This is a genomic window from uncultured Campylobacter sp. (assembly GCF_938015785.1).
Taxonomy (GTDB): Bacteria; Campylobacterota; Campylobacteria; order Campylobacterales; family Campylobacteraceae; genus Campylobacter_B.
Genome location: NZ_CALLWC010000038.1, coordinates 20,309 through 41,151 on the forward strand (window position 1 = coordinate 20,309; position 20,843 = coordinate 41,151).

Below are 20,843 nucleotides of genomic sequence, written 5' to 3' on the forward strand. Positions count from 1 at the left end.
TGCCGATATGGACATCAAAAACGTAACCGAAACGATCGCGATGATCGAGGAGCAAAATTTCGACATCCGCACGATCACGATGGGCATCAGTCTGCTTGACTGCATCGATCCGAACATCGACAAGGCGGCGGAGAAAATTTACGCAAAGATCACCGACAAAGCGCGCGATCTCGTAAAGGTCGGCAATGAAATTTCAGCCGAGCTTGGCATCCCTATCGTAAATAAGCGCGTCTGCGTAACGCCTATCGCCATCATCGGCGCGGCGACGGATGCCACAGACTACGTGCTGCTTGCTAAAGCGATGGACGAGGCGGCACAAAAGGTCGGTATCGACTTTATCGGCGGCTTTTCGGCGCTAGTGCAAAAGGGCTACGCAAAGGGTGATAAAATTTTAATCGACTCCATCCCTGCCGCGCTCGCCGCGACGCAGAAGGTCTGCTCGTCGGTAAATATCGGCTCGACCAAGACGGGCATAAATATGAGCGCGGTCGCTGACATGGGGCGCGTGATCAAAGAAACCGCGCGGCTTTCGGGTCTTGGTGCGGCAAAACTCGTCGTGTTTGCCAACGCCGTCGAGGATAATCCCTTTATGGCGGGCGCATTTCACGGCGTGGGCGAGGCTGAAGTCGTCATAAACGTGGGCGTTAGCGGCCCGGGCGTCGTTAAGCGCGCGCTTGAGAAGGTGCGAGGAGCGAGCTTTGACGTGGTAGCAGAGACCGTTAAAAAGACGGCGTTTAAGATCACGCGCATCGGACAGCTCGTGGGCCAAATGGCGTCTGAGCGGCTGGGCGTGAAATTTGGCATCGTCGATCTATCGCTAGCTCCGACTCCGGCGGTGGGCGATTCTGTTGCGCGCGTGCTTGAGGAGATGGGCTTAGAGCGCGTCGGCACGCACGGCACGACGGCAGCTCTAGCGCTACTAAACGACGCCGTCAAAAAGGGCGGAGTAATGGCGTGTAACCAAGTAGGCGGACTTAGCGGCGCATTTATCCCCGTCTCCGAAGACGAGGGCATGATAGCCGCAGTGCGTGCAGGCTCGTTAAGCTTAGAAAAGCTCGAAGCGATGACCGCGATCTGCTCGGTGGGGCTTGATATGATCGCGATCCCGCAGGATACGCCCGAGCAAACGATCGCCGCGATCATAGCCGACGAGGCCGCGATCGGCGTGATAAATCAAAAAACGACCGCCGTGCGCATAATCCCAAAAGGCAAAGAGGGCGACACGCTGGAGTTTGGCGGGCTTCTTGGCAGCGCGCCCGTGATGAGCGTAAATAAAAACTCATCGGCGGACTTCATCGCCCGCGGCGGCCAGATACCGGCACCTATTCATAGTTTTAAAAACTAAATTTAACCCGCTTAAGGAGGAAAGATGAGGGCGTTTGCGTTATTTGCGGCGGCCTTGCTTTTTAGCGGCTGCTCTATAATCTCGGCATTTTATAGCAAGGAGAAAAAATTCGAGCTGGCGGGCTTGGGGCAAGACGGGGTCTATAGGATTTCGGATGACAGCGCAGATACGCTAATAAAAATAACGTCCGCCCGCACAAAAGAGGGCGAGCCGTATCGTATAATCCACACGCTGGAAATTCCTAAAAATTCTACCCAGACGGATTTTGATAGCAATGATAAAGAGGTATTTAAAATAGACTGCTCAAAGAATTATTGCGAGCCCAAATACGACGAGGAGCCGAAAAAAATTGCCATTTCTTGGCCTGCGCCGAATGGAGGCGGCGTTTTTGACGGCGTCATATATCTAGAAAATTTACGGCTCGTAAAGGCGTATTAAATTTGCGGATTTAAAAGCGCATAAAATTCGTAAAATTTAGCTAGTAAAATTCTAAGTCGCCGCGATAGAATTTTTGGGCTTTAAATTCTGTGCTACGGGCATGGAATTTTGAGTTAGAATTTCGGCTTGAAATTTTACGGCGCGATCCCCGCGGCGCGCTAAAATTTTAAAATTTTGCTGTAAGACGCGGCGTTAAAATTTCATTACCGCTCGCGGCGGACGGTAGCGGGTCTTTTAAAATTTTAAATTTTAAAGCGGCTTGCATTGAAATTTTAAAATTTAAAAGCAACCTGTTTCGTTATCATTGCTCGTCCGCTAAGAAGTGGGCAAAATTCTATTTCGGTGCGGATTTCAACACGGCGCGCAAAAACGGGCGCGGCATCAAGATTTTAAAAGATGATGCGAAAATATGGGGCGGAAATAAAATGCAAAAAATGGCTTGGAAATTTGGCGAACTTGAAAAAGTCGCAACGGACGAGGGCTTTATTTGGTATGCGGAGCTAAAAAGCGAAAGCTCTAGCGAGGTACCATTTTGTCTCGTGTCTGCAGATACGGCGGATGTGGACGATGCGGGGTCTTGCTCGCGCAGCGCATCGCCCGAGACATCGATCGGTACGTAAAAGACGCTCTTTTCTTCCTGCGAGACGAGCTTAGACGCGAGTATCGTTTGAGCGAGGATGAGCTTAGGCTGCTTGACGCGCCCGTTTGCGATCTGCCGTTTGGCTTGCCGCAATGCACATTTTACGCACGCGATACGCAGTGGCTGCTGAGATTTGCCGAGGGCGCGCTTGATATTTGCGAGCCTTTCGGCATCGGGGTGATTTTCGAGGGCGAAAGACCGCTGCGCGTGGAAAATTTAGAGCTTTGCAGAGAGTATTAATCGCGGATAAAATTTTAAATTTAGAGGCGATTTTAAAATTTACGCAGCGCGTAAATCGGCGCACTATGGCGTATTCCTGCGGATAAATTTAAATCTCGGCTCGCTACCGTTTTTGAAATTTTGCGGCGCACTGCAGCGGCTAAGATACGCTTTGACAAGGCGGCGTCTAAATTTCATTTTCCGCGCCGTGTCACGTAAATACTTCGTTCGTATCCTCAAAGTGAGCGTTTATTACTGCGGCACGAATGTAGGTGCGGGTAGGCTTGGAATTCTACGTAAAATTTTGAAAGTATCCGCGCACAACGGCGAGTAAAAAGTACGTGCAAACTCGGCGTCTGAGTGCATGTCCGCTCGTAGCCGCTACGGATTGAGCGAGCGAAGCGACAGAATTTAAACGCGGGGCGCGCGCGGGAAAAAGTCGAAGATGGGTGCGGAGAGATGCAAAAAAAGCGTAAAGGCGCGCGGCGGTATAGAGTGGGGTAGTGCGACTGCCGCAAATCAGGCTCGCAAATTGCGGATCAAAAGCGGGCTGAAACAAAAAGCTCGGCGCGTAGATTTACGGATCGGATGTCCGGCGCGGCAGGGGGGGCGCGGAGTGTAAATTTGGCGAGAAAATCAATCTATAAATTTCGCGCGCAAATCATCTTAAATTTAAAGAGCAAATTTTAAAACCGTTCTCGCAGCATCCCACCTCAAACTATCTAAAATTTAATGAGTAATTTTAAAACTCGCCGTCTCGCATCACGCGCAAATTTACGCTCTGCCTGACGGCATTTGGCGCGCAAATTCCACTCTGTGTTACGCGCGTAAATTTCACGCTCCGCCAGGTGGAATTTAACGCGCAAATTTCACGACGAAATTTCACGGCGCTTTTAAGCCTTGCGATTTACAGCTTCCTAAGCTTCGCGATCTCATCGCGCAGCGCTGCGGCCTTTTCAAACTCCAGCGCGGCAGCGGCGTCGAGCATCTGCTTGCGAAGCTCCTTTACGATCTTGGCGCGCTCGGCGGCGGGCATCTTCTCTAAATTGGCACCCTTTCTTAAAATTTCTGTGCCGTCCTCGATCTTTAGGCTCTCTTCGATATTGCGGCTCGCAGAATGCGGGGTTATGCCGTGGGCGCGGTTGTATTCATCTTGAAATTTACGGCGCTTTTGGGTGATGTCGATCGCCTCTTGCATCGAGGCGGTGATCTTTTTGCAAAACATCACGACCTGTCCGTTCACGTTTCGCGCGGCTCGCCCCATCGTCTGAATAAGGCTGGTGCGCGAGCGCAAAAATCCCTCCTTATCGGCATCCATGATCGCGATAAGGCTTACTTCGGGCAGATCGAGCCCCTCGCGGAGCAGATTTATACCGATTAGCATATCGTATTCGCCGCTGCGAAGGCCACGGATGAGCTCGTTGCGCTCGATCGCATCGATATCCGAGTGCATATATTTGACCTTAAGCCCAAGCTCCAGATAGTATTTGCTCAGCTCCTCCGCCATCTTTTTGGTTAGCACGGTCACCAATATCCGCTCGCCGCGCGCGATAACCTCCTTTGCCATATCGTGTAAAATTTCGACCTGGTTGTCGCTATCTTTTAAGATAATCTGCGGATCGAGTAGTCCCGTCGGGCGCAGTATCTGCTCATATACGGCTCCGCGGCTAAGATCCAGCTCGTAATCATTGGGCGTTGCGGAGACGAATAGAAATTTAGCCTTTTTATTGATAAACTCATCAAACATCAGCGGGCGGTTATCAAGTGCGCTAGGCAGGCGAAAGCCGTACTCTACGAGCGTTTCTTTGCGGCTGCGATCTCCTGCGAACATCCCGCGAAACTGCGGCAAGCTCACGTGGCTTTCATCGACGATGACGAGGTAGTCCTTGCCCTTGCTCTCGTAGTAATCAAAGAGCGAATAGGGCGTCTCGCCCGGCTTTTGGCCGGTCAGATAGCGCGCGTAGTTTTCGATCCCCTTGCACATCCCAGTAGCGCCCAGCATCTCAAGGTCAAATTCCACTCGCCCTTTCAGCCGCTGCGCCTCGACGAGCTTGCCCGCGTCCTCGAAAAATTTCAACCTCTGCTCAAGTTCCTCCTCGATTCCTTTGATCGTCGATTTCAGGCGCTGCTCGCCCACGATGAACTGGCTCGTCGGGTAGAGAATAAATTTTTTGACGCTCTGCGTCTTTTTGTTTTCGAGCACGTCCAGATGATACATCGCCTCTATCTCGTCGCCGAAAAACTCGATCCTAAACGCCTCGTCGTTAAAATACGCGGGATAGATGTCGATCACGTCACCGTTTACGCGAAAATTCCCGCGATCAAAAAAATCGTCGTTGCGTTTGTAGCCCATATCGACGAGCTTGCGAAGTAAAAATTTAGTGCTAAATTTTGATCCAATCTCAAAAAACAGCACCATGCCTTTGTATTCGGCGGGATCGCCCAGGCCGTAGTTTGCCGAAACCGACGCCACGGTGATGACATCATCGAAGCTCAGCAAACTCGCCGTGGCGCTTAGCCGCAAGCGCTCGAGCTCTTGGTTTACGTCGCTGTCCTTTTCGATGAAAAGATCCTGCCTGGGGATGTAGGCCTCGGGCTGATAATAATCGTAGTAGCTGATGAAATACTCGACGTGATTTTGCGGGAAAAAGCCTTTAAATTCGCTATAAAGCTGCGCCGCGAGAGATTTATTATGCGTCATTACGAGCGCGGGAATTCCAAGGCGCTTGATGATATTTGCCATGGTAAAAGTTTTGCCCGAGCCGGTAACTCCGAGAAGAGTTTGGTATTTATTGCCGCTTTGAAAGCCCGCGACGATGCCTTCGATCGCTTTTTCTTGATCCTCGCTCGGAGAGAATTTGCTCTCGATTTTAAAATTTTGCAAAATTTTTCCTTTTTTAAAGCCAAAATTGGGTAATATCTTCATTTAAATTATATCAGAAAAGGCGAAATAATGGAATCAATCTTTGACGAAGAGAAAAAGGTCGAGGGCTTAAGCAATAAAGTAGCTGAGCTGATTAGACGATACACCGAGGCTAGGGACGAAAACGAGAAGCTACGCACTGAGCTAGCGACGGTCAAGGCGCAAAACGAGGCTTTGGGAATGCAGCTTGGCACGCTTGAAAACGATCTGGCGTATCGCAAGATGAGTGATGAGGATCTAAGCAAGCAGATCGACGATATTTTGGCAGGCGATAATTTAGGCGAGAAATGAAAGAAATTTCAGTTCAGCTGACGAGTAAGTCTTTGACGAAAAAATACGCGATAAGCCTGGATGATGACTTTGCAAAGGTCTTTGGTAGGGACTGGCGGATTTTAACTCGTGGCAGCGATCATCTGGATGCGGGCGAACTGCTTGAAGCCTATATCCAAAAAAGCTACGAAAATTTCATGCTTAATAAAAAAATAGATGCCTTGGTAAAGGACATCGACGAAGGAGTAAAATGATGAAAATGAGAAAAGGTGCGGCAGTAGGCGGTGGCGTAAGTGGGATAATATTTTTAGCTATTATAATCTTCGTGATAGTAAAAATAATATATCCAAAATTAAGCGGTGCTAAGGATGAGGTTTTAGTAAAAGCTTATGCAGTCGAGCTTGAAGGCGTATTTAAAGATATACAACGCGACTACTTAAATCAAGGAAATTTTCGCGAGCTAAAGAGCATGACGGGTTCCAGACAGTTTAGTGATAGCGATCTAGAAAAAACCGTCACTTTAAATCAATCCTTTGACTACGGTGTAGGACCGAAACTCAAAAACGATATGATCTTTTGCGCGACGATTACCTTGCGCCAAGATAGTGATGGATATTTTTTCGAGACCTCGAATATCAACCGCAACAGGGAGCGCTGCGAAGCATTTCATAAAGATACGACTTATATGAAGCTAAACGGCTTTAGGATAGGCAAATAATTTTTAAAATTTAATCGCGCGACTGCTATGGATTCATAAAGCGTACGTGTAGCAAAAGCGCGATAGTGCTAGTGAAGTGCGTAGCCGTGTGTCGGCTCGCACCTCGTGCCAAAAACATGTTAAGTCTCAAGAATTCATCTTTATAGGTATTTTTTTAAAATTTAGCTTTAAAATCGGTATTTTTGCATTTATATTGACAGCTTATCGGCTAAAATTTTAATCATATTTTAGTTTATAATTCATAGCGGTCGTGATTTATGCTATTGCGGTTAAATTTATGAGATGTATGCTTTTTGAAGCTAGATGCCTCGTACGGCGGCGATGCGAGCTGGGATTTACGAAAAGCGCCTTATAAAACAAGCGTATTAAAGCAAAATATCAAGATCATCTTAAATTCATGAAATTTGCACCCTGAAGACGCGCAGAATTTTATCGGCGCGGGCTTGGGCGTGAGTTTTAAAATCTCTCATAGAATTTTATCGCCGATTCTCAACCGCCGATTTGATCCAACTACGCAAATAATCTAGCTGCTGCGGTGTATGGAACCAATGCTCGCCGTTTTTCATAACGCTTAAGTCGCAGTCGAACTTCTGCGCAAAATTTCTAACGATACAAAGAGGCGTCATATCGTCGTTTTCTGCATATAGAATTCTGCTGGGCGTTTCCCACTTAGTGATCGGATTGTTCAAAACAAAACTCCAATATTCCCAAAAAAGCGGTTGCCCGGCAGGGGTCAAAATCATCCGCTCTTGCTTCAATCGCTCCTCGCTGACGCCAGCTTGGCACATTATATTCGAAATAACGTATTTCATATCAAGTATCGGCGAGACGAAGAGGCAGTCGCTAAGCTTTTCGTCGCGGAAGCTTTGCAGGCCGAGCCATGCCCCTAGGCTAACGGCAAACAGCGCGACCTCGCCCCAACGCTTCTTTGCATACGATAAAATTTCGCGAAATTCTAAAATAGCGTGCCGCGGATCGTAAGAAGCGGGCTCGTGCCGCCTCTGTCCGTGTCCGGGCAGGTCAAAGCTAATTACCTGCCAGCTTTGCTTGCAAACGACGGAAGCCAAAAGCTCCGCATCCTCCTTGCTTCCGCATTGCCCGTGAGCGTAGATATAAACCTTTTTCGAGCGGTTCCCCCAAACGGCGGCGGGAATGCCGCGTATCTCAATCGCGCTCTTTTTCATTTTTCGTTCCTTTAATTTTTTGCGCCGATACCCGCATTTTGCGGCAATGTTACAAGCAAAACCATAAATATTGCTGAAATTAATAGCACGCCCTGCTAGACTGCCTGCGATTAGCGATAAATTTTAAAATTTTACGCGCGAGCTGTGCCTGCCGCTTTGTTTTAAAATTTAGCCGCACGAAATTTCAGGCGGCATAATTTTGGTTCTTGCAGCGCAATTAAAATTCTATATCGTAGAAATTTTGCGCCGTCAGACTGTAAAAATTCTTGCTACGAAATTTTATATCGCAACTGCGCGTGCTCTAAAATTTGCGTCTTAAAATTTTTACGCCGTAGAATTTCGCGAGCTGCGAAATTTAAAATTTAAGACCACGCAAATTTTATCGCGACTCGTGCAAAATTTTAAAATTTTACGCCTGCTTTATTTGCAGGCTGCGCGAATAAATACCGCTAAATTTTAATTTCAAGCGGGCTCGCGCCTTAGAAGTTAAAATTTGCGCTAATTCATAAGCCCCACTTAAGATGCGGTTTTTAAAATTTCGGTGCTTGATAGTGCCCGTAATCGCGCTGCGTTCGCTGCAATCGTGCTGTGTTTGCCATGAGCACATCCAAAAAGCTTAAAAAATCAATCCCGCGGCGCCGAGCTTGACTCCTAAAGAGATAATTATCAAAACCCCAAGCCCCGCGAAAAAGCCCGCCAGCACGTCATCTAGCATCACGCCGAGCCCGCCTTTTACGTCGCGATCCACGCGCCCGATGATCGATGGCTTGAGGATGTCGAAAGCCCTGAAAAACAGCAGCGCCAAAATCATTGCGACGATCGATATCCTGCTGCTCTCAAAGCCCGTGATCAGCTCCCGTAGTGGCAGCGAAAAGATCTCGCCCGCGGGCGCGGCGACGCACATCGCGATCCACACCCCCACTACCTCGTCGATGACGATCTCGCTGTTATCGTGCGAGCGGGTCCGCTTCTCGTAATCGCCTACGATCTTAAGCGAGACGAAAAAGACGAGGCCGGCGCACAAAAACAGCGTCACCTCTCCCGCCAGCATTAAGATTGCAAGCCCCACTATCCAGCCTGCGATGCTGCCCCAGGTGCCGGGCGCGGGCTTTAGTAGCCCCGCGCCGAAAAATGTAACGAAAATTTTATCCATAATTGTCCTTTTAAATTTTGCTTTTTAAAATTTTACCGCTTATTTTAATTAGAGCATCTGCTCGCGCGAAAATTTTAAATTTCGTTCGCGCGTGCGAGGAAATTTTAAATTTTGTTCGTGCATATAGAATTTAAATTTCGCCCGCCTACACGAAATCAGTTCTACTCGCTCGCCACAAAATTTCGCTCACTAACGTAGGAATTTTAAAATTCTACTCATTTGCGTAAAAATTTTAAAATTTTGCTCGCCTGCGCGGAGTTTTCAAACACGTCCGCAAACGCAAGGCATTTTGCGCGAGCGAACAGTCGTTGCGCTGCATCCGAGTTTTGCGCTGTAACTCGCAGCAACCGCAATTTTAAGCTCGCTCGTCGAAAGCTTAAATTTTAGATCCGCTACACTGCTAATTACACATATGCCGCACCTTAAAATTTTAGATCCGCTTCACCGCACGATTTTATTGCGTCGTTATAAATTTGCTACGTATCTGCGTCTTTAAGATTTAAAACCTCTTTTAGCGCACCGCTAATGCTTTAAAAATTTAGCTTCGTTATACCGCAAAATTTTACGCCAAATCTGCGTCCGCCGCTCTTTATTCTATAAAATTCCGCGCAGTCCTTTCTTTCCACACTATGGAATTTTACTTTACGTCTAGCCGCCGTAAATTCTAACGTCGCGAAATTTTACCCTCTGCCTAGCTTCCGCAAATTCCACGTCATTTTTGCGTTGCGCCCTCGAGAGCTACGTCTTTAGCGCGCTGGTTTGGTACAGCTGCATAAGCTGCTCGTAAAACTCGCTCTCGCCGTGGCTCTGCAAGATCCCGCTGTTTGGGAAAAGCTCGTCGTAGAGCTTTTGCAGATCCGAAAATCGCGCAGGAAAAAGCTCGCTTAAAATCATCGCCGAGATCTCCTTGCGCATAAAAATCGCGGGCGGCAAGATCCCCGCGCGCAGCAGTGCCTTGAGATTTTGTGTGCGGTAATGCACGTGATGATGAGCGCCGTGAGGGCAGTTTTTGGTACTTACGAGCACCTTACACTTCTCGCAATAGACGTATTCTGGCATAAGCAAAATCTCGATTTCGCCGCGCTTTTGATACTCGTCTAGCACCGAATGCACGCCGCCGCCTTCGAAAAATAGCTCCATATTTGCGTGATTTTGCCCAAAAATTATTTTGTTTATACCTAAATTTTTCGCAATCGCGCATTGCAGGGCGGGCTTGTCGTCAAAAATCGCAAGCGAGCCCAGATCGATCATCATGGCGCGTTGCGCGACCAAAAAATTTTGCAGCAAATAGCTTAGCGTTTTTTTGCGTAGTTCGTAAGGCAGGGCATCCGCGCTGTTCGTGCCGGTTAAAAAAATCACCACGAAATCCGCCTTGTCGATCATATGCCTAATCAGCCGCTCATGCACGCGGTGGATCGGATCGGCGCAGGTAAAAAACGCTGAAATTTTAGGCGCGGCAAGCGAGCTTGCGACTTTTTTTATGCGCGCGATTTGCTCTGCAAGCTCATTTTTTAGCATCGTGATGCGCCCTTGCACCGCAGTTTGCTCTGCGTATGCGTTTTGAAATACCGAGCCTGCGATCTCGCTTGCGCTTGGAGCATAAATGTCGCTAACGTCTATGTGCGCTACAAGCTCGCAAGAGGCGGGATTTGCAGCGGGATTTTTGATGAAATTTTCGGTGGAATTTGAAATAAAATTTCCCGCCGAATTTGCTACGGATTTTGCATCTGCGCTGCAAACGGGATTGAGTGCGGAATTTTCGGCAAAGCTCCGCGCGGAATTTACCGCAGAATTTTCGCTGGAGCTTTTCGCCAAATCCAAAGCGGCGTTGTTTGCAGATTTTACATCCGTGCTGCTAGTAAAAGTTTGATCATAGCTCGCAGTAAGGCTTTCTATATGGTCTAAGCCCTCGCTTGTGGCGTTTATAGTGCTTTGTGTACTTGCAGTGCGCGCGAGATCCGTGCCGCTTTCTGCAAAATTCTGCTCGTTTTGTGCCGTGGCAGAAACTCCATCCTGCAAGTTGAGTGATCCTTTGGCTAGCAAATACGCGCCGCTCTCGCCGCTAAGCGAATTTTTGGCGCATTCGGCTATGCCGTCCTTGCGGAGATAAAGCTCCAAAATATCGCCCTTTTTTGCGTCCGCGCAGGAAAAAACGAAATTTATGCCGCATACGCTTAGCTTGCTTGGGCGCAGTAGCTCGCAGATCTTGCCGAAAGCGCCGTTTGCGAGCAGGCTCAGGACGTTTAGGTCGGAGCGCGAGATCTCTATCTTGCGGATTTGCGTTGCGCTATTATTTGTGCCTTTGCTCTCGCTTCCGGCTTGCTCTGCTTTTAAATTCCATGCCGAGCCCTTAGTTTGTGCCTCCTCTTTTCTAGCATCGCCAGCCCTTGACGCTTTTAAATTTCGCATCGTTTTTAAATTGCGCTTTGCTTTTAAATTTTGTCTTGCTTTTGAGTTCTGCGATGCTTTTAAATTTTGCTTCGCCTTTAAATTTAGCGCCGCATCGCTCGAAGCTCTTGCGGCGTTTGGAGCTTTCGTGCTACTTGAAATTCCTTCGCTTTCAAGCGGTTTTATTGCATGCAAATTGTCGGCATCGCGTGAAATTTCTGTCCCGTCTGCGATCCGTACCGAGCGCGCGCGGCTATTTTTTTCTTGCGATGCCATATTTTTTCCTTTTCTCCCAAAGCGATTTTCGCGAAATCCCAAGTGCCGCCGCCAGATCGGAGTCGAAATACTCGTCTTGGTGCGCTACGATCGTGAGCTTTACGTATTCTTCGATGCTTAAAATTTCACTGCGTTCTTTGCTGCTGCCAAGCGTAATTTCGTCGCTAAAGCCCTTTTGCGCGCCAATGGATCCGGCAATTAAGCGCATGGATTTGGTTTTGCTTAGAAATTTTTCCTTCTGCGCGCCGCTTAGGCTATCAAAATCTGGTGCATAAAAAATCTCCGCGCCGCGTTCTAGCGGCTCAGGGCTTTGCGCGGATAGAATTTTAAGGCGCGATTTTAGCGCAAGCGCGATCTTAAATACCGCTGCAGCCCGAGCCGCCGCATCGCCGCGCAAAAGAAGTGGAAATTTTATCTGCGCTAAACGCGCGGGCGGTATCTCGCACGAAAGGGAGACCTCTTTAAGCAGTGCTTCGTAGGCTTCGTTTTGCGATTTTAGCGAGCGAAACTGCGCGTAATGCTCGATCTTTTTTATGAGCTCCTCTATCATAAATGGCTTTTGGATATAGTCCGTCGCGCCCGCTTTTATGGGGTTTAGCACCGTTTCGCTATCGACGTAGGCAACCATCAAAATTATGATCGAGCGCCTAAATTTTTCGATCAGCGGATAAAAGCTCGCGCCGCTCCAGCTCGTAGAAAGTAACACCGCCTCAAACTCCTCCGCAAGGCCCGCCGCGGCCGCCAAGCTCGCCGCGTTAGTGCATTCATGCCCCAGCGCGCCCAGCTTGTTTGCGATACTTTGGGCTAGATAGCTTTCGCTCTCAATTATTAAAATTTTCATGCGCCCTGCGCCTTTGCTGCGTACTTTTGCCAGTCGTAAAATTTTAAGCTTACCGCAGCCTGCGCGGCGATACCCTCGCTTCTGCCCGTAAATCCCAGCCCTTCGGTCGTGGTCGCTTTGACATTGACGCGCGCGCAGTTTAAAATTTCGCTTAAAACCTCCTGCATCTGCGCTTTGTAAATGCCGATTTTCGGGCGCTGCGCGATGATCGTAATATCGGCATTTACGAGCTCGTAGCCGTAGCCCCTGACGCGCCGCATTACCTTTCGTAACAGCTCCTTGCTGTTCGCACCTTTAAATTTGACATCGCTGTCAGGGAACAGCTCGCCGATGTCGCCCAGCATCGCCGCGCCGCAAATAGCGTCGATTAGGGCGTGGATCGCTACGTCGCCGTCGCTGTGCGCGATCAGCGCGAATTCGCACGGGATCTGTACGCCGCCAAGTACGATGCCCGCGCCTTTTTCAAGCGCATGCACGTCGTAACCCGCACCGCAGAAGATATCGCGCGAGCAGGGTTTTAAATTTAACGCCGCCAGATCGCTTACGCGCGTGATCTTAAGCGCGCCCGCTTGGCCTTTTATAAATTCCAACCGCCCGCCCGCGCTACCGACTGCCGCGCTGTCGTCGGTAAAAATTTCGCTTCCTTCAAGCACCTTTTTAAGTAGCGCCGTGCGCGAAAGCTGTGGCGTTTGGATGAGGCGCAGCTCCTCTCGCTCCACAATGCGCTCGCCGAGATAGGTCGTGTCATTTACGCCAAGATAGGGGCTGATACAGTCCGCACCGCCTAAATTTCGTATCAGCGAGGAGATCAGCTCTGGCGAAATTTGCGCGCGCGCCACGTCGCTTACGAGTACGAGCTCGCTCTCTACGAGCCGCAGCGCGTTTTTTAGCGAGCTTTGGCGATTTGCGCCGCCGGGGGCGAAGTGAAATTTTAAATTTGCAGAGCCGCATTCATCTGCGCCGCATTCGACTTGAGCTTTAAAATTTTCCGCGCTCCGCGGCTTGCTTGCGTCGTTTAGATCGTCTGCGCCGCATTCGATCCCGCCCTGCTTTCTTTGAAATTTATACTCGCTCGTGTCGTACTCCGCGCTTTTGCCGCGCGCCGAAGCCGAGCTGCACGTATAGAGGCGCTCGCAATAGCTCACGTCCTCCTCGTTTACGGCGATTATGATCTTTTTAAATGGGTGCGCCCGCGCGATATTTTGCGCGACGTATTGCCAAAGCGGCAGTTCGCCCACGCGCAGCCACTGCTTTTTGACGGGGAGTTCAAACCTGCTCGAATCGCCGGCGGCGAGCAAAATCAGAGATATATCTTTCAAATTTTATCCTTGAAATTTTGTTACGAAATTATACGTATTAAAAATGAAAGCAAAATTAATCTCGGCTTGCGCGCTGAAATATCTTAAGCTTAGGCGTAAATTTACGCGGCGCGGCGGTAAAATTTCATCCTGCGTTACGAAAATAAACGGCAAAAGAAAAGTAAGGATTAATGAAATTTGTTATATTATACGCGCATTTTTAAGAAGCGAGGCGAAAATGACCGAAAGCTGCGTAACGCAGATCTATTTTGCAAAAAAAGGTGAGCCGACGCCGCAGATGAGAGAGGTCGCGCAAAGCGAGCGCATGGACGTGCGGGTCTTGTGTGATCTTATCGCGCAAGGAAGAGCGATCATCCCCGCAAACGTTAATCACAAAAGCTTAAAACCCGTCGGTATCGGACGCGCGCTGCGGTGCAAGATCAACGCAAACATCGGCTCTTCAGGCACGACGAGCGATATCGAGGGCGAGCTGGAAAAGCTTGAAGTCTGCTTAAAGTACGGCGCCGATACAGTGATGGATCTAAGCACGGGAGGCGATTTGGACGAGATCCGCGCCGCGATAATCGAGCGCTCGCCCGTACCCATAGGCACGGTGCCGATCTATCAGATGATCCATGAGCTGGGCGATATTAAAAATTTAAAAACGAGCGCTATTCTTAGCACGATCGAGAAGCAGGCTCGGCAAGGAGTGGATTATTTCACGATCCACGCGGGCTTTAAGCTCGAGTTTATGCCGCTGCTGTCCCGTCGCAAAATGGGTATCGTAAGCAGAGGTGGCTCGCTGATAGCGTCGTGGATGATGAAATTTCATAAGCAAAACCCCTTCTACGAAGCGTTTGATGAAATTTGCGATATCTGCGCCGCCTACGACGTATCGCTATCTCTGGGCGACGGCTTGCGCCCCGGTTGCTTATACGACGCGACCGATAAAGCGCAGCTTAGCGAGCTTGAAATTTTAGGCGAGCTAGCCCTGCGCGCGAATGAAAAAAACGTGCAGGTGATGATCGAGGGGCCGGGGCATATCCCGTTTAACGAGATCGAGCTTAATATGCAGCTAGAGCGCAAGATCTGCCGCGACGCGCCGTTTTACGTGCTGGGGCCGCTTCCGACCGACATCGGCGCGGGCTATGATCATATCAGCTCGGCTATCGGCGGGACGATGGCTGCGTATTGCGGCGCTAGCATGCTCTGCTACGTAACGCCGAAGGAGCATCTGGGGCTTCCCAATGCAAAAGACGTCAGAGAGGGTATCATCGCGCATAAAATCGCCGCTCACGCCGCAGACGTCGCGCTAGGCAAAGCAGGCGCGATAGAGCGCGATCACGCGATGAGCGATGCGCGGTATGGTTTTGATTGGAACAGGCAGTTTGAGCTTAGCTTCGATCCAGATCATGCGCGCGAGCTGCATGATGAGAGCCTGGGCGATGAAATTTACAAGGGCGCGGAGTTTTGCTCGATGTGCGGGCCGAAATTTTGCGCATATAAAATCAGTAGAAATTTAACCGAAAATAAGGAGAAAGAATGAGTAAAGACGAAGTCTTAAATTTGCTTAAAAGCGTGATCTATCCGGGCTTTTCTAAAAGCATCGTGGATTTTGGATTTGTAAAAGAGGTCGAGATCGGCGATAGAATTTTCGTAGGGATCGAAATTCCAAGCGCCAAGCCTGAAATCGCCGCAGAGCTCAGATCGGCGGTGCAAAAGGCGCTCGGCGCGGACGTAGAAATTTTAATCAAACAGCCCAAGATCGCCGAGGAAAAGAGCAACTCTCGCAGTGGCAAAAATATCGCGCCGCAGATCAAGCATTTCGTGATGATCAGCAGCGGCAAGGGCGGCGTAGGCAAGAGCACGACGACGCTAAATTTAGCCATCAGCACGGCAAAGCTCGGCAAGAGAGTAGGGATTTTAGATGCCGATATATACGGGCCGAATTTGCCGCGAATGCTAGGAGAGGATAAGACGCAAGCAAGCGTCGTGGGGCAGAAACTAAAGCCGATCTTAAGCCACGGCGTGGAGATGATGAGCATGGGCGTGCTGATGGAGGAGGGCGCGAGCCTCATCTGGCGCGGCTCGATGATAATGAAGGCGATCGAGCAACTGCTAAAAGACGTGGCGTGGAGCGATCTGGACGTGCTGTTTTTGGATATGCCTCCGGGTACGGGCGACGCGCAGCTTACCTTAGCGCAGAGCGTGCCGGTGACGGCGGGCGTGTGCGTCACGACGCCGCAGACGGTCGCGCTGGACGACAGCGCGCGCGGGCTTGATATGTTCGAAAAGCTCCATATCCCGATCGCAGGCCTTATCGAGAATATGAGCGGCTTCATCTGCCCCGATAACGGCAAGGAGTACGATATCTTCGGTCGCGGCGGCGCGCAAAAGCTGGCGCAGCGATACAACACCGAAGTAATCGGCGAGATCCCGATCGAGATCGCTATCCGCGAGGGCGGCGACAGCGGCAAGCCGGTAAGCTTCTACGCGCCAGATTCTTTAAGCGCAAAGCGCTACGAAGATGCCGCGCGCAAGCTGTGGGAAAAGATCGAGAAGATCGATCGCGAGGAGCTGGCGGGCAACTCCGCGATCCAGCCGGTGATGGATGGCAAGAGCGCCTGCTCGAATTAGGGCATTGACGGGCGCGGCGTCGAATTTCTCTTGAATTTTGCAGATTGAAATTCAACGCGGAATTTCATAGTTTGAAATTTCACGCCTAATTTCGCTGCAAATTTTATAATGCTCGCAAAATTTCGGTATGCAAATTCGCCATAGAATTTTGCCCGTAAATTTAGTGGGTAAAATTTAACGCGGGTTTTGTGGCTTGGAATTTCGAGCCGAATTTTGTAGCTCGAAATTCTGCGTTAAAATTTCGCTGCGATTTTGTCGCGAAATTTTATGGCGCCAGTAAAATTTTTGTGTATAGAATTTCGTGTAGAGTTCCGTAGCGCGAGTTTTTATACTAAATTTTAGAGCTTTAAATTTCACTTTGATTTTGAGCAAATTTATAGCGCTCACAAAATTTGGGCAGACGAAATTTCGAGCTACAATTTTACCCAAGCTTCGTTGTTTGAGGGTTCAGATAAAATTCTAAGCGCAGAATTTAACGGCGCAAATTAAATTCCAAACGCGCAATTCAGCGAGGTAAAATTTGCCGTAGAATTCTGCCTTGGAGTTTTAAATGTAAAATTTTAAGCATAAAGCTTTGCCGTAGAATTTCAAAATGCAAAATTTATCGCTAAAACTTTGTTTTAAAATTTTAAGATGGGGCTTTAGCGATGAATTTCTGGCTTGAAATTTTATCGCGTCTAGCTTTTAGTGATAGCCGTAGCATTGCGCTAGTTTAAATTTTATTTCGCCGGGCCTTATGGCGGTGGAGTTTATCTGCGAAAGCCTCTGTAGAGTTTATTTGGGATGGAATTTTATCTGTAGTGATTGCGGAAGTGAATTTCTCGCGCAGCTGAAATTTAAGCAGTTGGAATTTTATTCGTATAAGCTGTGGAGCCAAGGCGGCAAAATCCCTAAGCCTAGGGCTTTTAGGTTTAGGGATTTTACTTTTATACGAAATAAGAAAGGTCGGTAATGAGGTTTTTGATTATTTTGGTGCTTGCATTTGCGGCGTTCGCGCAAGAGAGCAATATGCAAAAATGGGCGAAAGAGATTACCGCGGACGCGCAGATCCCGCAGGATAAGTTTTTGGCGTTTTATCTGAATAAAGATGAGCCTAAGAAAGTGGTTTTCTCTGAAAACGTCGATCGCATCAGCGTCAATTACGAGGGAAATTCCTTCCATGAAATTCCATCTCCAAATCTTATGGCGTATTGGGTCGGCGAGTTTAATTTTGACGCCGATATCGAAAAAATGGTGCTAGGAGATTACGGCTGGTCCACGCTGGTAATCGCCGTGGACGGCACGGACGTGCTAGGTGGGACATCTAGCAATCAAAAGCGCCCGCTTACGTATAAATTTGGCAAGGGCAAGCACAAGATCGAAGCGTGGTTTTTAAATGACGCGCATTCCAGCGAGCTTTTCGTGGATTTTAAAGATGTAGAGCCCTTTTATCGTCAAAAGGACGCCGTAGCTAAGATCCCTGCGGATAAGGACTACGATCTCTGGCTGGGCGCGATCTACGAAAGCGCGCAGATGAATAATCGCGTCAAGCTAAATTTAGCCAAATCCGATAAGCCCATCGTGCTGCTGCTTAGCTCATATCGCGCCGTGGAGTGGGAGATCTCAAATCCGCAAAAGAATGAAATTCTAGCCGTGTTAATTTACAACCCCATAAGTAGCGTCCGTGGTGTAAGCGGTGCGCTTTACGTCGAGGACTACAGATACACAGAGGCTGCGGATGGGCTTAAATGCGAGTGCATATCGGGCAATGTCTTTCACTGCGACGGAAGCGAGATTTATGATATGAACGGGCGCGTAAACGGGATATTTGGCAGAGGCCTGGGGGCGTTTGCCGGCAAGCACGCCGTAAATTCCTTAGATCTGCCGGGGCTTGTTATCACTCCAAAAATTTTAGACGAAAGCAAAGCTCGCCTACTCTCGGTGGAAGCGGACCGCAAGAAATGCGAAAGCACACCGATGGATGATGTGTTTAGGTAGGATGAAATTTAAAATTTAGAGGAAAAAATGAAAATTTTAAGAGTATTTTTACTGGCTTTTTGCGTATTTCTTGCTTGTGCAAACGCTAACGACACACAAAAATGGGCGAGTGAGATCACGGCGGGCAAGCAGATCCCGGCGGATAAGTTTTTGGCTTTTTACCTAAATAAAGACGATCCTAAAACCGTCGTTTTCTCTGAAACGGTCGAAAATATAAATTTAAATTTCGCTTACGACAAGTTCCACAAAATACCTTCCGAAAAATTTATCGCCTATTGGGTCGGGAATTTCGACTTCAAGCAGGATGTGCAACAGATGATTTTGGCGGATTTTAGTTGGGCGAATTTACGTATTGCGATAGACGGCGAGCAGATATACGACTCCGAAAATGCTAGAAACAAAGCCGTCGTACATAAATTTAGTAAAGGGCACCACAAGATCGAGGTTTGGTTCGCCAACAATTGGCATACCACTAGCCTTTTGGTGGATTTTAAGGATGAGCCAAATTTTTATAAACAAAGCGAGGTAGCTGCTAAGCTAAAAGGTCAAAATTTCGATATATGGCTAGCTGCCATTTACGAAAGTGATGTGAATGATAATAAAGTAGTCGTCGCGCTAGAAAAATCGAAAAAGCCGCTTGTAGTGATGCTAAGTTCATATCGTGCCGTACGCTGGGAGGTGTCAAATCCGCATAATAATAAAATTCTAGCCGTACTCGTTTTTAATCCGATAAGCAGTATAAATTTGAAAGAAAACGTTTATTTGGTGAATCGTGTATACGATGATAATACCAAAATAAGATGCGATTGTGTTGGCGGCGGATCGGACTTTCACTGCGATGGCGGAGATATAAGTAGCAAAAACGAGCTCATTAAAAAAGATTTTGGACAAAATTTAAGCGGTTTTAGCGGCTCTCACGACGCGATTATGATAAATTTGCCGAGTACTTTGGTGGATGAAAGCGTGTTTGCCAAGGACGCCGAGCTCAAAAAACAAATCGAAATCGATCGTGAAAAGTGCCTAAAAGGCGGTAAAATAAACGATATTTTTAATTAATTTTAGGAGTAAGAATGTCTAAAGAATTTAAAACGATAGAGGAGTTGAATGAGCTTATACAGGGCGTGCGAGCAGCCAAAGGCTATCGCGATCCGATGATGTGGGCGGTCGGGCGTGTATTTAAGGGGCGCGCGGAGGAGCATAAAAGCCTAAGCGTGAATTATGCGCACGTAAATTTTAAAGACGGGCTAACAAGCGCAGCAGTGCTAATCCATGCTCTAACCGAATGCGGTGAGGTCATGGATTTTAGCGGTAGCGAGTGCGTCCTTCCGCTAACGCACAAAGCCCTAAAAAAGGCGATCGAGGCTTTAAAATTTCTACAGCCAGACGCCAAAGAGGGCGCGCACAAAAATCTGCAGGTGCTGCTTGCGGTTAAAGAGGCGATGAAATCGGACGAGCACGCGAGCTTTTGCGCTAGTTTTATCTTTGAGGATGCCGCGTCGAAAAGCGTCGAGAGCGTCTATCTCAAGCTTTATGCGCTTTCGCTAAATCTCTGCGAGCCGCGCACTCTCAATCTAGACGGCGCATTTAGCATACTTCCGAACGTCGCATGGGACGAAAACGCCCGTCCGATTGAGCTTTGGTGGCTGCGTGAAAACGAAATTTCTTTAAAAATGCAAGGTCGCTATCCACGCATAATCAGCGTCGATAAATTTCCGCGCTACTTAAGCCACGTCGCACCGCCGCAAAATGTGCGGATTTTAGATGACGCGAAAGTGCGTTTGGGTGCGCATATCGCCGCGGGTACGACCGTGATGCCGGGTGCTGCGTATGTGAATTTCAACGCAGGCACGACCGGCAGCGTTATGATCGAGGGGCGCGTCAGCAGCTCGGTCGTCGTGGGCGAGGGCAGCGATATAGGCGGCGGCGCGTCGATTTTGGGCGTGCTAAGCGGCACCAACGGCAATGCTGTGAGTATCGGCAGGCACTGCTTGCTGGGTGCAAACTCCGTCACAGGCATTCCGCTAGGCGACCGCTGCATCGTGGATGCCGGCATCGCGGTACTTGAGGGCACGAAGGTTTTCATCGCGCAAAAGGATCGCGAGGCGCTAGCAGCGCTAAATCCAGGCTTTGCGTTCGATCGCGAAATTTATAAAGGGCTTGAGCTTGCCGGGCTTAGCGGCCTGCACTTCCGACAAAACAGCCAAAGCGGGCAGATTACGGCAAGCGTTAGCAAGCGCGCGATCAAACTCAACGCGGAACTGCATTAAATTTATAAATTTAAACGGCGAGCGCGGATTGGCTGGAGCTTTTTTAAGCTGCGTTAAATCTATAACTTAAACGGCGAGTTCGAAAAAGATACGGACGATCTCGCCGCACGCCGCTTTGAGCGAGTATATGCGATCCGCCGCGAAATTTCCGTTCATAGAATTTTGCGCGGAATTTAAAGAATTTTTGCCGCGATTTAGAAAATTTCTAGCGGTGATTTGCGGAATTTATGCCACTAATTTAACGCAAGGAATTTTGGCGGCTAGCGGAT

19 protein-coding genes are annotated in these 20,843 nt (G+C 48.8%); 13 read left to right on the forward strand and 6 right to left on the reverse strand.

The window, feature by feature from the left end:
• Nucleotides 1-7 precede the first annotated feature (7 nt).
• The 5 genes from Q0393_RS05705 to Q0393_RS05725 all read left to right on the forward strand — a co-directional run bounded on the left by Q0393_RS05705 (nucleotide 8) and on the right by Q0393_RS05725 (nucleotide 2,976).
• Nucleotides 8-1,345 carry a PFL family protein gene (locus tag Q0393_RS05705; RefSeq protein ID WP_298978580.1) on the forward strand — a complete coding sequence of 446 codons (1,338 nt, stop codon included), beginning with the start codon at nucleotides 8-10 and terminating at the stop codon, nucleotides 1,343-1,345.
• Nucleotides 1,346-1,369: 24 nt separating this feature from the next.
• Nucleotides 1,370-1,783: a hypothetical protein gene (locus Q0393_RS05710; RefSeq protein ID WP_298978582.1), complete on the forward strand. Its 414-nt coding sequence runs from the start codon at nucleotides 1,370-1,372 to the stop codon at nucleotides 1,781-1,783.
• Nucleotides 1,784-2,208: 425 nt separating this feature from the next.
• A complete protein-coding gene (locus Q0393_RS05715) occupies nucleotides 2,209-2,403 on the forward strand; it encodes a hypothetical protein (RefSeq protein ID WP_298978584.1) in 195 nt (64 codons plus the stop codon).
• The gene (locus Q0393_RS05720; RefSeq protein ID WP_298978586.1) at nucleotides 2,361-2,663 is read left to right on the forward strand and encodes a hypothetical protein; all 303 of its coding nucleotides are present in this window, start codon (nucleotides 2,361-2,363) and stop codon (nucleotides 2,661-2,663) included. Before Q0393_RS05715 ends, Q0393_RS05720 begins: the two co-directional genes overlap by 43 nt.
• A gap of 151 nt (nucleotides 2,664-2,814) precedes the next feature.
• The gene (locus tag Q0393_RS05725) at nucleotides 2,815-2,976 is read left to right on the forward strand and encodes a hypothetical protein (RefSeq protein WP_298978588.1); all 162 of its coding nucleotides are present in this window, start codon (nucleotides 2,815-2,817) and stop codon (nucleotides 2,974-2,976) included.
• A 573-nt stretch (nucleotides 2,977-3,549) separates the two neighbouring features.
• On the opposite strand, the gene uvrB is transcribed toward Q0393_RS05725, so the two are convergent.
• Nucleotides 3,550-5,526, reverse strand: coding sequence for an excinuclease ABC subunit UvrB (gene uvrB, locus Q0393_RS05730; RefSeq protein WP_298978590.1), 1,977 nt, complete (start codon nucleotides 5,524-5,526; stop codon nucleotides 3,550-3,552).
• Nucleotides 5,527-5,595: 69 nt separating this feature from the next.
• On the opposite strand from uvrB, the gene Q0393_RS05735 reads away from it, so the two are divergent.
• Genes Q0393_RS05735 through Q0393_RS05745 form a run of 3 tightly spaced genes read left to right on the forward strand, consistent with a single transcriptional unit; the run spans nucleotide 5,596 to nucleotide 6,553 of the window.
• Nucleotides 5,596-5,856 carry a hypothetical protein gene (locus Q0393_RS05735; RefSeq protein ID WP_005871316.1) on the forward strand — a complete coding sequence of 87 codons (261 nt, stop codon included), beginning with the start codon at nucleotides 5,596-5,598 and terminating at the stop codon, nucleotides 5,854-5,856.
• Nucleotides 5,853-6,089: a hypothetical protein gene (locus Q0393_RS05740; protein WP_005871317.1), complete on the forward strand. Its 237-nt coding sequence runs from the start codon at nucleotides 5,853-5,855 to the stop codon at nucleotides 6,087-6,089. The genes Q0393_RS05735 and Q0393_RS05740 overlap by 4 nt, the downstream gene beginning before the upstream one ends.
• Complete coding sequence (locus Q0393_RS05745) at nucleotides 6,086-6,553, forward strand: hypothetical protein (RefSeq protein ID WP_177388005.1); 468 nt, start codon at nucleotides 6,086-6,088, stop codon at nucleotides 6,551-6,553. Before Q0393_RS05740 ends, Q0393_RS05745 begins: the two co-directional genes overlap by 4 nt.
• A 476-nt stretch (nucleotides 6,554-7,029) precedes the next feature.
• Here Q0393_RS05745 and Q0393_RS05750 read toward each other — a convergent pair whose 3' ends face one another.
• From Q0393_RS05750 to ispF, 5 genes are all read right to left on the reverse strand, one after another.
• Entirely contained in the window at nucleotides 7,030-7,737 is a 708-nt protein-coding gene (locus Q0393_RS05750; protein ID WP_298978593.1) for an alpha/beta hydrolase, read from the reverse strand.
• Nucleotides 7,738-8,353: 616 nt separating this feature from the next.
• Nucleotides 8,354-8,890: a phosphatidylglycerophosphatase A gene (locus Q0393_RS05755; protein ID WP_298978594.1), complete on the reverse strand. Its 537-nt coding sequence runs from the start codon at nucleotides 8,888-8,890 to the stop codon at nucleotides 8,354-8,356.
• A 738-nt stretch (nucleotides 8,891-9,628) separates the two neighbouring features.
• On the reverse strand, nucleotides 9,629-11,554 hold the full coding sequence (locus Q0393_RS05760; RefSeq protein WP_298978595.1) for a hypothetical protein: 1,926 nt from the start codon (nucleotides 11,552-11,554) through the stop codon (nucleotides 9,629-9,631).
• Nucleotides 11,532-12,395: a response regulator gene (locus Q0393_RS05765; protein ID WP_298978596.1), complete on the reverse strand. Its 864-nt coding sequence runs from the start codon at nucleotides 12,393-12,395 to the stop codon at nucleotides 11,532-11,534. The genes Q0393_RS05760 and Q0393_RS05765 overlap by 23 nt, the downstream gene beginning before the upstream one ends.
• Nucleotides 12,392-13,714, reverse strand: coding sequence for a 2-C-methyl-D-erythritol 2,4-cyclodiphosphate synthase (ispF, locus tag Q0393_RS05770; RefSeq protein WP_298978597.1), 1,323 nt, complete (start codon nucleotides 13,712-13,714; stop codon nucleotides 12,392-12,394). The genes Q0393_RS05765 and ispF overlap by 4 nt, the downstream gene beginning before the upstream one ends.
• Before the next feature lie 217 nt (nucleotides 13,715-13,931).
• Here ispF and thiC point away from each other — a divergent pair, with 217 nt between their 5' ends.
• From thiC to Q0393_RS05795, 5 genes are all read left to right on the forward strand, one after another.
• Nucleotides 13,932-15,239, forward strand: coding sequence for a phosphomethylpyrimidine synthase ThiC (thiC, locus tag Q0393_RS05775; protein WP_298978598.1), 1,308 nt, complete (start codon nucleotides 13,932-13,934; stop codon nucleotides 15,237-15,239).
• On the forward strand, nucleotides 15,236-16,330 hold the full coding sequence (locus Q0393_RS05780) for an Mrp/NBP35 family ATP-binding protein (RefSeq protein WP_298978599.1): 1,095 nt from the start codon (nucleotides 15,236-15,238) through the stop codon (nucleotides 16,328-16,330). The genes thiC and Q0393_RS05780 overlap by 4 nt, the downstream gene beginning before the upstream one ends.
• Nucleotides 16,331-17,281: 951 nt before the next feature.
• A complete protein-coding gene (locus tag Q0393_RS05785) occupies nucleotides 17,282-18,307 on the forward strand; it encodes a hypothetical protein (protein ID WP_298978600.1) in 1,026 nt (341 codons plus the stop codon).
• 27 nt (nucleotides 18,308-18,334) lie between these two features.
• Entirely contained in the window at nucleotides 18,335-19,363 is a 1,029-nt protein-coding gene (locus Q0393_RS05790) for a hypothetical protein (protein ID WP_298978602.1), read from the forward strand.
• Nucleotides 19,364-19,377: 14 nt separating this feature from the next.
• Nucleotides 19,378-20,574, forward strand: a complete 1,197-nt coding sequence (locus tag Q0393_RS05795) for a tetrahydrodipicolinate N-succinyltransferase N-terminal domain-containing protein (protein ID WP_298978605.1) — start codon at nucleotides 19,378-19,380, stop codon at nucleotides 20,572-20,574.
• Nucleotides 20,575-20,843: the final 269 nt, after the last annotated feature.